Here is a 12378-nt window from a genome sequence, read left to right on the forward strand (position 1 = left end):
GGGCCGTTGGGACAGCCAAACTACTCCCATGTCCAGCGAACGCTCCGTCGAACTTTGTCTCAAAACACCGGATGAAACTGCGCAAGCAGCGGGTCTTCTCGCGCCGCTCCTTCGCGCCGGGGATTGTGTGCTGCTAGACGGCAATCTCGGCACCGGAAAAACCCATTTTGCGCGTGCGCTCATTCAAAAACGTCTTGAAGATGCCGGTTTGTGGGAAGAGGTTCCATCCCCAACCTACACCCTTGTTCAAATCTACAATGACGGCCTGACCGAGATTTGGCATAGCGACCTGTATCGTCTTCATAGCACAGAGGAATTGGTCGAACTCGGACTGGATGTCGCGCTCGATACAGCGATCACCCTGATCGAGTGGCCCGATCGCTTGGGCGAACTGACGCCAAAGAATGCGCTGCAACTCAAATTCCAAATGAACGGTCAGGGCAGATCTTTGCACGCCACATGGTCCGATACCCGTCTGAATGTATTGATGGGCGTCAATGCCTGACCGCACTGCGCTCATTTCCCAATTTCTGGCCCACGCTGGCTGGTCTGATGCCGCACAAGCACCGGTCGCTGGTGATCTGTCCTCCCGCCAGTATTTCCGCCTATCGCAAAATGGAAACTCTTCCATCCTGATGGACGCGCCCCCGGACAAAGAGCAATCGACGCCGGCTTTTTTGAAAATGGCGCACTGGCTTGCCGAAACCCATCTGTCTTCGCCCGAAATTATTGCCGACGATGCTTCCAATGGCCTGCTGTTGCTGGAAGATTTCGGTGACAACAAACTGTCCGACATCGTGCGCAGCGCGCCGCATCTTCAGCAAGACCACTACGAAATCGCCCTGCAAGCCCTTCTCAGAATTCGCAACAAACCTGCGCCAGATCTCCCTCGCCCCAACGCCGTAGATCTAACCCAAGCCACAAAGCTTTTCGACGATTGGTATCCGCAAGTTGGCTCCCAATCACTCCAGCCGTTCCGCGATATCCTATGTGCAAAGCTGACTGTCCTGCTAGCCAACCCACCAACGGTCTCACTCCGCGACTTCCATGCCGACAACATCATTTGGCTCCCCGACCGGACCGGCCCGAAAAAGCTGGGGCTACTCGATTTTCAGGATGCAATACTCACGCACCCGGCTTACGACCTGATGTCTCTCCTGACCGACGCTCGCGTCGATGTTCCAAAGCCTGTTCGAGACACGCTAACCCAGTCTTACGCTGCGTTGACTGGCGACAATCACTCCAAACTGGCAGAAGCCGTGGCTATCCTCGGTGCCCAGCGCAATCTGCGCATCCTCGGTATCTTCGCCCGCGCCGCGCGGCGCGACGGCAAGACCGCCCACCTTAGCGCCATCCCTCGCGTCCTCGGCTACCTCAAAGATTGCGCCGCGCACCCAGCATTCGGTCAATCGGGCCAGCACCTGATTGACAACATCCCTAACCCTGACCTTCTGATGGAATTCCAAACATGACTGCACCCATCAGCCTCATGATATTCGCAGCCGGATTCGGAAAGCGCATGGGAGTCCTCACCAAAGACACGCCCAAGCCTATGCTGCTGCTCAACGGTAAGCCTTTGATCGACCACGCAATCGCCTTCGGGCAACAGGTCAGCTCAACGCCCATCGTCGCGAACACCCACTATTTGCATGACAAAATCGCGCCGCACCTCGCCGCCCAGAACATCCGAACATTCCACGAAACGCCCGATATCCTCGATACCGGCGGCGGACTTCTTGCAGCACGCGATCACCTCACTTCGCCAACAATGACGCTAAACCCTGATTACGCTTGGATCGGGCCTAACCCGCTCCAATACCTTCAAAATGAATGGCGCGACGACATGCAGGCGCTGTTATTGCTCATTGATCCAGCCAAAGCACATAACCGCGAGGGTCCCGGCGACTTTGCGCTCGCTGACGGCAAGCTCACACGGGGTGGCCCGATGATCTACCCTGGCGCTCAGATCATCCGCACCAATCGTTTGCATGAAATCGGCCAATCCAAATTCTCGCTGAACGCCTATTGGGATCTATTGGCGGAAAGCACAGGCATTCACGGCACCGTCTATCCCGGCGAGTGGTGCGATATTGGAAATCCCGAAGGTCTCGCAATGGCCGAAGCCCTAACGGGAGCCGCCCATGTTTGACCCTTCGCCCAACCCCCGCGTTTTTGCTGTCCCACCGGGCGCTGATTTCCCGGCCGCGGTCGTCGACGGAATCCTGACTGCCCACGCTAACCAACCACCCGAAACGCTTGCTCGCACCCGTATTTTTGTCAACACCGAACGCATGCGCCGCCGCATGACAGACCTTTTTGCGCAAGGCCCTGCTCGCCTATTACCGCGCATTCATCTCGTCACCGACACTCCGCAGCTGGTGCCATGGGCCGACTTGCCGCAACCCGCACAGAAAATTGCCCGCAGCCTCGAATTCGCACGCCTTATCGCTCCGCTTTTGGACGGCGAAGTGGCCCCGGCTCCCCGCTCGGCCCTGTTTGATCTTGCGGACAGCCTCACAGCACTCCTTGACGAAATGCACAGCGAAGGGGTCGCTCCAGATGATATCCTGAACCTTGATGTCACTGACCAATCTGGCCACTGGGCCCGCGCGCAGAGCTTTCTTGGCATTGTCCGCGATTACCTGGATGCTACGCACGGCACTAATTTGGATCCCGAAGCGCGCTTTCGCGCTGCTACAAATGCTCTAATCGACAGTTGGCAAAGCCAACCACCGGAAACACCTGTTCTTGTTATCGGCTCAACAGGCTCCCGCGGAACAACATTCGAACTAATGAAGGCCGCCGCCCGTCTGCCTCAAGGCGCTGTGGTTCTTCCCGGCTTTGACCGTGATCTGCCCCACAATGTATGGAAGACACTTTCCAGGTCGGACGATTCCCAACCGCTCGAAGATCATCCGCAGTTCCGTTTTTCGGCTTTTCTCGGGGCGTTAGACATCACACCCGATGACGTTCAGGACTGGCCAGCCATCACACCTGACCCTCAACGTAATCGCTTGATTTCCCTATCTCTTCGTCCAGCTCCAGTAACAGACCAATGGCGCGCCGAAGGTCCCGCCTTGGGCGACTTGGTGCCAGCGACCGAGGGGCTGTCGATCATCGAAGCTCCACAATCTCGCGACGAGGCGCTCGCCATTGCCGTCGCGCTGCGCAACGCTATTGATTCCGGCCAAACGGCTGCGCTCATAACGTCAGATCGGACACTTGGTCGACGGGTTACCGCCGCGCTTCAGCGCTGGGATATCACACCTGATGACAGCGCCGGTCGCCCTTTGTCGCTGACACCTCCCGGGCGCCTATTGCGGCAGATCGCGCGTGTTATGGGCACCGATCCCCGCGCTGAAGACGTGATCGGTATATTGAAACACCCTCTAACCCAGACGGGCGGAGAAGATCGTGGCCCCCATCTTCGCAACACGCGCGAACTCGAACTGCTTTTGCGTCGGAAATCGGCGGTCGCAGTCTCGGAAACCTTGCTCACGAAATTCGTTGACGATGACGAAGGCCGAACCGATTGGACAAATTGGTTGCGAGATCTTTTGGGCGATTTTGCAGTATCGACCGTCCCTACCCTGGGGGCTAGCCACACCAAACTCATATCCATTGCCGAAATGATTGCGCGCGGCCAGTCTGACGAAGGCACCGGTCAACTTTGGGAGCAGAACGCAGGCCGCAAAACTCGCGAAGTTTGTGATCGACTGGACGACGATGCAATTGCTGCTGCTCCGATGCCTCCGACGGACTACCTTCGATTGTTAGACAAATCACTTGCGGCTGAAGATGCTCGCGAAACAGATGAGACGCGCCCCGACGTCATGATCTGGGGCACACTAGAGGCGCGCGTACAGGGTGCCGACCTGGTCATTCTAGGGGGTCTGAACGAAGGCACTTGGCCTTCTCGCGCAACTCCGGACCCCTGGCTCAGTCGTCAGATGCGGCGTGATGCCGGGCTGTTGTCGCCCGAGCGGCAGATTGGCCTTTCGGCGCACGACTACCAACAGGCTGTTGCCGCAAAATCTGTGATCTTGTCGCGCACGCGTCGCGACGACGAGGCTGAAACAGTGCCGTCCCGATGGATAAACCGACTCCTAAACTTGTTGGGGGGCCTTCCTGATCAAAATGGTCCCGACGCAGTTCTCGCAATGAAGGCCCGCGGCCAATCATTTCTTGATGTTGCCGCCGCCCTTGACGCCCCAACCGGCGAACCTGAACCCGAACCACGCCAGGCACCCGCGCCGCCAACCGAAGTGCGCCCGAAATCCTTCACTGTCACCGAAATTGAAAAGCTCATCCGAGACCCATACGCGATTTACGCCCGCTACATTCTGAAGCTCAGCGCATTAAACCCGCTCCGCCCCGAACCAGGTGCAGCAATGCGCGGTGACGCCTTTCATGCTGTCATGGAGTGCTTTGTGCGTTGTGGCCCCCACACCGACACCGCCAGCGCTCAAGAGAAATTCATGGAAATCGCACAAGACGTTCTCGCCGATAAAGTCCCATGGCCCGCCATCCGCGCCCTCTGGTTCGCTCATCTCAGCACAATTGCCCCGCGCATCGCAGAAGAAGAAATCGCCCGCCAGTCCGGTGCCAAAAACGTGGTGCTGGAAGAAAAGGGCGCTGTCTCCCTGCCCGGCACGCCCTTTGAAATTCGCGGCAAAGCTGACCGCATTGATCAACGCCCCGACGGCGATGTCATCATCTACGATTACAAGTCGGGCCAGGCTCCCTCGAAAAAGCAAATCCGCTACTATCAACGCCAGTTACTTATCGAGGCCGTAATGGCCGAACACGGAGCTTTTAAGAAACTCGGCCCGGTCGGCGTTGCTCTCGTCGAATACCTCGCCCTAAATCGCGCCGGCAAAAATCTATCATTGGAGCTGACCGAACACGAACTCGACAAAACGCCTGTCGATTTCCGTCCGGCCACAATCGAACGCGAACTCACACAACTTCTCACCCATTTCCACCAGTCCAGTCAAGGGTATGTCTCTCGCCGCGCAATGGAATCGCTCCGCTGGGACGGAGACTTCGACCACCTCGCCCGCTTCGGCGAATGGTCCGCCACCGATGAAATAGAAACGGTGCCACTGCCATGACCGCGCCCAATGATGCCACGCAGGCCCAGATAACAGCCGCCAACCCGCTTGCTTCCACCTGGCTCTCTGCAAATGCCGGTTCCGGCAAAACCCGAGTTCTAACCGACCGCGTCGCCCGTCTCCTGCTGCGCTGTGCCAACCCCCAGCGGATATTGTGTCTCACCTACACCAAGGCCGCCGCCAGTGAGATGCAGAATCGCCTTTTTCAACGCCTCGGCGAATGGTCGATGCTGGATGATGCGGCTCTTACCCGTAATCTGCGCGAGCTAGGCGAAGTTGAAACACCGGATCTGGCTCGTGCCCGCACACTTTTTGCGCGCGCAATTGAAGCCCCCGGCGGCTTGAAGATCCAAACCATTCACAGCTTCTGTTCGTCTCTATTAAGGCAATTTCCGCTCGAATCCGGCGTTTCCCCGCAGTTTCGCGAGCTGGACGACATCGGTAAATCCGACGTCATAGCGCGCGTTCTTGATCAAATGGCCGAAGACGGAAATTCCGCTCTTGCTGACATCGCGCGGCAATACACAGGAGACGACTTAAGTACGCTTGCGGCAACGATCACTGGCAAAGAGGATGAATTTGCCAACCGGCGGCGTGAAGACGTTTTCGCCGCCTTCGAGTTGGACCCGTTCACAACCGAAACAGACGTCCTCAATGACGCGCTGACGCAATCCGACCTCGATTTTCTGATGGGCCTGCCGCCAATCCTATCCCGGTCCGACAAATCAACAGATCATAAGCTCGGCAACGCTCTTTCCGGCCTTCCAGATACGCCCTCATTCGCAATTTTGCCCTTATTAGAGACTATATTTCTCTTCGGCAGCACCGCCAAAGCCCCCTTTGCTGCCAAGACATCAACAACCCCGACTAAGGGATTTCGCGAGGGGATTTTTGCGGCATACACCTCACAACTCCACGATATCATGCACCAGATCGAGGCAGCCCGCCCCGCTCGTATCGCCCTCAATGCCGCTCACCAGACTTGGGCCTTGCACGCTTTCGCCGCGGACTTCTTGCCCGCCTACCGTGACGAAAAGAACGCCGTCGGGGCGCTAGACTTCGATGATCTCATTCACAAAGCTCGCGCCCTGCTCACAAATGAAAGTCTGGCCTGGGTTCTTTTCCGACTTGATGGCGGAATTGACCACATCCTTGTGGACGAGGCCCAGGATACCAGCCCTGCTCAGTGGCAGGTGATTGACGCGCTCGCCACCGAAATCACCGCGGGGTTGGGTGCGCGCACCGATCGCGATCGCTCTCTTTTTGTCGTTGGTGACAAGAAGCAGTCGATTTACAGCTTTCAGGGGGCTGACGCCCGTGGATTCGACACTATGGCGGATCATTTCAGCGCGCGCCTCGAAAATGGCCCCGGCCTGCAACGACATGAACTGTTGCATTCTTTCCGCTCATCCCCTGCCATACTCAGTGCCGTGGACCACACATTCACCGGCAATCTGTCCGACGGCCTCGGCGACCATATCGAACATCGCGCCTTCGTATCCGACCTTCCCGGACGCGTAGACGTTTGGCCCTTGGTTCCAAAGCCAGTCATGGAAGACGAGCCTGCATGGCACGACCCGATTGATCGCAAAGCAGCGAACTCACCAGTTGTGATATTGGCGAACCAAATTGCTGATAAGATTGTCGGATTACTTCAAAGTGGCACTAAACCGGGAAAAAATGGCAGTTTCGAGCCGATTTCCGCCGGGGATATTCTAATCCTGGTTCAGCGCCGCGGACCTCTTTTCGATCACCTGATCAGCGCCTGCAAGGTCCGCAATCTGCCAATTGCCGGTGCGGACCGTCTAAAAGTGAATGCCGAACTGGCAGTGCGTGATTTGCTCGCACTTCTTTCTTTCCTGGCGCTCCCCGAAGATGATCTGGCCCTCGCCACAACCCTGCGTTCGCCGCTGTTCGGCTGGTCCCAGGCCGATCTCTATCAACTGGCTCATAAACGAAGTGGCTTTCTTTGGGCCTCGCTCCGAGATAGCGAAAACCACCTGCAAACGCTCGACGTCCTCCATGACCTGCGCCGTCATTCTGATTTTCTGCGCCCATATGAGCTTTTGGAGCGTATTCTGATCCGTCACAGCGGCCGTAAGTTGCTCATGAAACGCCTGGGTTCCGAGGCCGAAGACGGTATTAACGAGGTACTCAATCAAGCCCTCGCCTACGAGCAAACCGACGTCCCGACCCTGACAGGATTTCTAGCTCGTGCAGGCGCAAATGATATTGAAGTTAAACGACAATCCGACACCTCCGGCGGGCTGATCCGCGTCATGACAGTGCACGGAGCAAAGGGGCTGGAGTCGTCAGTCGTTATTCTTCCAGACACTATACGGCGCAAAAGCTCTATCACCGATTCTGTAATAATGGACGACGCTCGGTTTCCCTTCTGGAATCTGGGAGCAAAAGACGCACCCGAAGCCATTCAAGACGCCAAAAATACGCTGCAGACGGCCAGCGAGGAAGAGCGGCAACGCCTGCTCTACGTTGCCATGACGCGCGCAAAGCACTGGTTGATTGTGGGCGGGGCTGCTCAAGACAGCATGTCTGATGACAACTGGCACTCTGCAATTGAGCATGGAGTCCGACAAGCAGGCGGCGTTGATGTAACCGAAGGTGAAAAGACAATTCTGCGACTACAGCACGGCAGTTGGGCAGGTGCGGTCGCGGTTGAAAACTCTGGTACAGAGACTGATAATACGCGCGCGATGGCTCAGCCCTCAGCAAGCGCTCCACCGACGCCAGTCCGGATGACGTCTGTATCCCCGTCTGATTTGGGCGGCCCAAAGGCACTCCCCGGAGACACCCGCCTCAGCCAAGACGCTGCGATGAAGCGGGGCACAGATATCCATTTGCTTCTCGAACACCTGCCGGACTACGCGCAGCATGACTGGCCCAGGATCGCTCAGCGCCTTTTGATGCAAGAAGATACCGAAGACCTTCTGCGGGATGCCTCAAACGCCATCGACTTTGCGCCAGACATCTTCTCGCCGCACACGCTGGCCGAAGTCAGCCTTGCCGCGCCGCTTTCGTCCAAACAACAGCTCGTCGGAACCATTGACCGATTGATCGTTTTGCCAGACCGCATTCGCGTCATCGACTTCAAATCAAATGCCGTTTTACCCAAGCGACCCGAAGACACCCCAGCGGGTATTCTGCGCCAGATGGGCGCCTATCTGGAGGCTGTCCAGGCCATTTGGCCTGATCGTGAAATATCGCTGGAAATCCTTTGGACATCTGCCCCGCGCCTGATGATCCTGGAACACGCCATCGTGAGGCACGCGTAACCGATGCCACAACATCTTGACGTTTCCCGCGCGCATTCATAGGTTCCCCATCTGTCCGCTTCCCCAAGGAGAAATTCAATGGCAACCGTAGCCGTCACCGACGACACATTCGACGCCGAAGTCCGCCAGTCGGACGTGCCGGTGGTCGTAGATTTCTGGGCCGAATGGTGCGGCCCCTGCAAAATGATCGGCCCGGCTCTGGAAGAGCTTTCGACCGAATACGGCGATCAGGTCAAGATCGTGAAGGTAAACGTCGACGAAAACCCGAATTCACCCGCTCAAATGGGTGTTCGCGGCATTCCAGCGCTGTTCCTGTTCAAAGACGGCGAGATCGTCTCAAACAAAACCGGCGCCGCTCCAAAAGCAGCGCTCAAGGGTTGGATCGACGAGTCTATCTGATCCAAGTTAAAGCCTATCCGAAGCAGGCCGCCCCTACAGGCGGCCTTTTTCATGACCCTGACATACATTATTGGCCCATAAATATCCCGGGGGTCCGGGGGCAGCGCCCCCGGCGGGTCGTCGCCGCAGCGGCGAAACCTTGCAGTCCCGCGCCAGCGCCCGCATATACCCATTCGATACGAAACAGGAGACGGATATGGCCGACGATCAATTCCCGGGCTGGCACGGCACCACCATTATCGGCGTCCGCAAAGGCGGGCAGGTGGTCATCGCAGGCGACGGCCAGGTCAGCCTTGGCCAAACCGTCATCAAAGGCAGCGCCCGCAAAGTGCGTCTCCTCAAACCCGGCGGCACCGAGATCATAGCGGGCTTCGCAGGCTCGACCGCCGACGCCTTCACGCTTCTCGAGCGGCTAGAGGCCAAACTCGAAGCTACCCCCGGCCAACTCCAACGCGCCTGTGTCGAGCTTGCCAAAGACTGGCGCACCGACAAATACCTCCAGAAACTCGAAGCCATGCTCATCGTCACCGACGGCACCGATCTTTACGTCGTGACCGGGGCAGGGGACGTGCTTGAGCCCGAACATGACGTTACTGCCATTGGTTCCGGCGGCAACTTCGCCCTGGCAGCCGGTCGCGCCCTTATGGACACCGACCACAACGCCGAAACCATCGCCCGCAGCGCCATGGCAATCGCCTCTGACATCTGCGTTTACACCAACGGCAACCTCACCGTGGAAAGCCTGCCCAAATGACCGACCTCACCCCTCGCGAGATTGTCTCAGAACTCGACCGCTTCATCATCGGCCAAAAAGACGCAAAACGCGCCGTCGCAGTTGCCTTGCGTAATCGCTGGCGCCGCAAGCAGCTTGGCGATGATCTCCGGGACGAAGTCTATCCCAAGAACATTCTGATGATCGGCCCAACCGGCGTCGGCAAGACCGAAATCTCCCGTCGCCTGGCGAAACTCACCAAAGCCCCGTTCCTCAAAGTTGAGGCCACCAAATTCACCGAAGTCGGCTATGTCGGCCGCGATGTCGAACAGATCATCCGTGACCTCGTCGAGGCTGCCATCACCATGACCCGCGAAAACATGCGCGACGAAGTGAAGGCAAACGCCCACAAAGCCGCCGAAGAACGCGTTATCGCCGCCATCGCTGGCGAAAACGCCCGCGAGCAAACCCTCAAAATGTTCCGCGACAAGCTCAAACGCGGCGAACTTGACGACACCATGATCGAGCTTGAACTTCAGGACACATCCAACCCGTTCCAGGGCATGGACATTCCTGGAATGCAGCCGGGGCAGGGCGGTGGGATGCCCATCGACCTCGGCTCAATCTTCGGCAAAGGCTTCGGCGGGCGCACCGTCAAAAAGCGCATGACCGTCTCGCAAAGCTACGAGATTCTAATTGGTGAAGAGGCTGACAAGCTCTTGGATGATGAAAGCGTCACCAAGGCCGCCCTCACAACTGTCGAACAAAACGGCATCGTCTTTCTCGATGAGATCGACAAAGTCACCGCACGCTCCGAAGCCCGTGGCGCGGATGTCTCCCGCGAAGGCGTCCAGCGTGACCTCTTGCCATTGATAGAAGGCACCACTGTCAGCACCAAACACGGCCCCATCAAAACCGACCACATTCTGTTCATTGCATCCGGCGCGTTCCACATCGCGAAACCATCGGATCTGCTGCCCGAACTTCAGGGCCGCTTGCCGATCCGTGTTAATTTGCGCGCCCTGACCGAAGAAGACTTTGTGCGCATCCTGACGGAAACCGACTGTCCGTCGTCAGGGTTTTGGGAACCAAGAGTTGCTTAAACAAGTAAAGAGTTTGGCTCGTCTGGTTGATGTTATTATGCGGCGCGCTGTCTGTGATGCAAGCGCCGCGCTTCGAGCGTCTTTCGTTTGATCCTTTCCCGTTGTCTTAGAATGGCTTTGTCACGCCCGAAGTAGACGTCGGCGGGTGTGACGTTGTTCAGGCTCTCGTGGTAGCGCTTGTGATTGTAGTGATCGACGAAGGCTTCGATCTGGGTTTCGAGGTCTCCCGGAAGGAAGTAGTTCTCCAATAGGATGCGGTTCTTCAGGGTTTGATGCCACCTCTCGATCTTGCCCTGTGTCTGGGGATGATATGGTGCGCCCCGAGAATGCTTCATGCCTTTGTCCTGCAGCCATTCAGCCAGATCGCCAGAGACGTAACTGGACCCGTTGTCGCTGAGGAGGCGGGGTTTGTGGATGACGTGAACCTGATCGCACCCTGATGCTTGTAGCGCCAAATCCAGGGTGTCCGTCACGTCCTCTGCCCGCATGTTCGTGCAGAGTTTCCACGAGATGATGTAGCGGCTGTAGTCGTCCAGGATTGTGCTGAGATAGAACCAGCCCCAGCCAAGCACTTTGAGATAGGTGAAGTCGGTTTGCCAAAGCTGGTTGATCGCAGTGGTCTTGTCTTTGAACTCGTTTGCCGCCTTGAGCACGATAAAGGCCGGGCTGGTGATCAGATCGTGGGCCTTCAGGGCCCGATAGACTGAAGATTCCGAGACGAAGTAGCGCTCCCGATCCGTGAACGTCACTGCCAGTTCGCGCGGCGACAGCTCCGTCTCCTGCAGCGCCAGCTTGACGACCTTGCGCCGGACTTCGTCGGGGATGCGGTTCCAGACATGTCTGGGCTTAGGCGCTTGATCCACAAGGCCAGCGTCGCCGCGCTGCCGATACCGATCATACCAACGGTAAAATGTGGTGCGGGGGATGCCCAGCTTTGCCAATGTTCGACGAGCAGACAAATGCGACCCCTCAACAAGCCGGATGATCTCCAACTTCTCAGATGCAGCATACCTCATTCTTGGTCGCCCCCACCGCCGGTCATGCTTTTTTTGAGAAGACGCAGTTCCAGTGTTTGCTCGGCAACGACCTCCTTCAGGTCTCGGGCTTCGCGGCGCAGGTCCTTGACTTCGTCGGTCGTAGCCGCACGCGCCGTATCTCCAGCAAGCCGCCGTTTGCCAGCTTCCATGAAGTCCTTGGACCATTTGTAGTAGATACCTTGAGATATTCCCTCACGACGGCACAACTCAGCAATGCTGTCTTCGCCACGCAAGCCATCCAGCACGATCCGGATCTTCTCTTCTGACGAATACTGTTTGCGCGTCGCGCGCTTGATCTCTTTGACGATCTTCTCGCCGGGGCTCCTGCGAGTTCCAGTTGTCTGTCTCATGTCCCACTCCTCAGTGGTTACGATGAGCCAACAACTCTCTCTTATCAAATAACGCTATTTGGACCCATAGGCGCTGACTTCAGACACTTCGAAACACTCGCCAAGTTTGGCTTGAAAGACCTCGTCACGTGTCAGGATACGGGCGGAACCCGCACAACGCTTTATAAAAAGCCCGGACGCTTTGCCGATTACATGCTCGTCAACGACGCCGTGCCGGTCAATAGCTTTGAGATCATCCGCGATCCCGAGGTTTCAGATCACTGCCCGCTCATTCTGGAAATTTAGCCCTGCATCACCGCACGCCCTGTTAACCAGAGTTTTTGGCAAAATCCGCACCGACGCGATACCGACAAAATACCGACGTTGCGTT

9 protein-coding genes and 1 pseudogene are annotated in these 12378 nt (G+C 57.3%); 9 read left to right on the plus strand and 1 reads right to left on the minus strand.

Annotated elements, in window-relative coordinates; translation table 11 throughout:
- The first annotated feature begins 28 nt into the window (after positions 1 to 28).
- From tsaE to hslU, 8 genes and pseudogenes are all read left to right on the plus strand, one after another.
- Positions 29 to 505 carry a tRNA (adenosine(37)-N6)-threonylcarbamoyltransferase complex ATPase subunit type 1 TsaE gene (gene tsaE / locus GKR98_14630; protein QMU59312.1) on the plus strand — a complete coding sequence of 159 codons (477 nt, stop codon included), beginning with the start codon at positions 29 to 31 and terminating at the stop codon, positions 503 to 505.
- A complete protein-coding gene (locus tag GKR98_14635) occupies positions 498 to 1472 on the plus strand; it encodes a phosphotransferase (GenBank protein QMU59313.1) in 975 nt (324 codons plus the stop codon). Before tsaE ends, GKR98_14635 begins: the two co-directional genes overlap by 8 nt.
- Entirely contained in the window at positions 1469 to 2149 is a 681-nt protein-coding gene (locus GKR98_14640; protein QMU59314.1) for an NTP transferase domain-containing protein, read from the plus strand. Before GKR98_14635 ends, GKR98_14640 begins: the two co-directional genes overlap by 4 nt.
- A complete protein-coding gene (addB, locus tag GKR98_14645) occupies positions 2142 to 5114 on the plus strand; it encodes a double-strand break repair protein AddB (GenBank protein QMU59315.1) in 2973 nt (990 codons plus the stop codon). Before GKR98_14640 ends, addB begins: the two co-directional genes overlap by 8 nt.
- Positions 5111 to 8407, plus strand: coding sequence for a double-strand break repair helicase AddA (gene addA / locus GKR98_14650; GenBank protein QMU59316.1), 3297 nt, complete (start codon positions 5111 to 5113; stop codon positions 8405 to 8407). Before addB ends, addA begins: the two co-directional genes overlap by 4 nt.
- Positions 8408 to 8485: 78 nt before the next feature.
- Entirely contained in the window at positions 8486 to 8806 is a 321-nt protein-coding gene (gene trxA / locus GKR98_14655) for a thioredoxin (GenBank protein QMU59317.1), read from the plus strand.
- Between the two features lie 196 nt (positions 8807 to 9002).
- On the plus strand, positions 9003 to 9560 hold the full coding sequence (hslV, locus tag GKR98_14660) for an ATP-dependent protease subunit HslV (protein ID QMU59318.1): 558 nt from the start codon (positions 9003 to 9005) through the stop codon (positions 9558 to 9560).
- Positions 9557 to 10582 (plus strand): annotated as a pseudogene (gene hslU, locus GKR98_14665) (ATP-dependent protease ATPase subunit HslU). Before hslV ends, hslU begins: the two are co-directional and overlap by 4 nt.
- Positions 10583 to 10656: 74 nt before the next feature.
- Here hslU and GKR98_14670 read toward each other — a convergent pair.
- A protein-coding gene (locus tag GKR98_14670) for an IS3 family transposase (protein ID QMU59319.1) occupies positions 10657 to 12008 on the minus strand; the annotation gives its coding sequence in 2 pieces (ribosomal slippage) (positions 10657 to 11670 and positions 11673 to 12008; 1350 coding nt in all).
- A 111-nt stretch (positions 12009 to 12119) separates the two neighbouring features.
- On the opposite strand from GKR98_14670, the gene GKR98_14675 reads away from it, so the two are divergent.
- Positions 12120 to 12293 carry a hypothetical protein gene (locus GKR98_14675; protein ID QMU59320.1) on the plus strand — a complete coding sequence of 58 codons (174 nt, stop codon included), beginning with the start codon at positions 12120 to 12122 and terminating at the stop codon, positions 12291 to 12293.
- Positions 12294 to 12378 lie beyond the last annotated feature (85 nt).

It is taken from the genome of Boseongicola sp. (assembly GCA_014075275.1).
In the GTDB taxonomy this organism is placed as follows: Bacteria; Pseudomonadota; Alphaproteobacteria; order Rhodobacterales; family Rhodobacteraceae.

Bases quoted from the DNA above. Each gene is read 5' to 3' on its own strand.
- tsaE (QMU59312.1), top strand. From the start codon at position 29: ATGTCCAGCGAACGCTCCGTCGAACTTTGTCTCAAAACACCGGATGAA.
- GKR98_14635 (QMU59313.1), top strand. From the start codon at position 498: ATGCCTGACCGCACTGCGCTCATTTCCCAATTTCTGGCCCACGCTGGC.
- GKR98_14640 (QMU59314.1), top strand. From the start codon at position 1,469: ATGACTGCACCCATCAGCCTCATGATATTCGCAGCCGGATTCGGAAAG.
- addB (QMU59315.1), top strand. From the start codon at position 2,142: ATGTTTGACCCTTCGCCCAACCCCCGCGTTTTTGCTGTCCCACCGGGC.
- addA (QMU59316.1), top strand. From the start codon at position 5,111: ATGACCGCGCCCAATGATGCCACGCAGGCCCAGATAACAGCCGCCAAC.
- trxA (QMU59317.1), top strand. From the start codon at position 8,486: ATGGCAACCGTAGCCGTCACCGACGACACATTCGACGCCGAAGTCCGC.
- hslV (QMU59318.1), top strand. From the start codon at position 9,003: ATGGCCGACGATCAATTCCCGGGCTGGCACGGCACCACCATTATCGGC.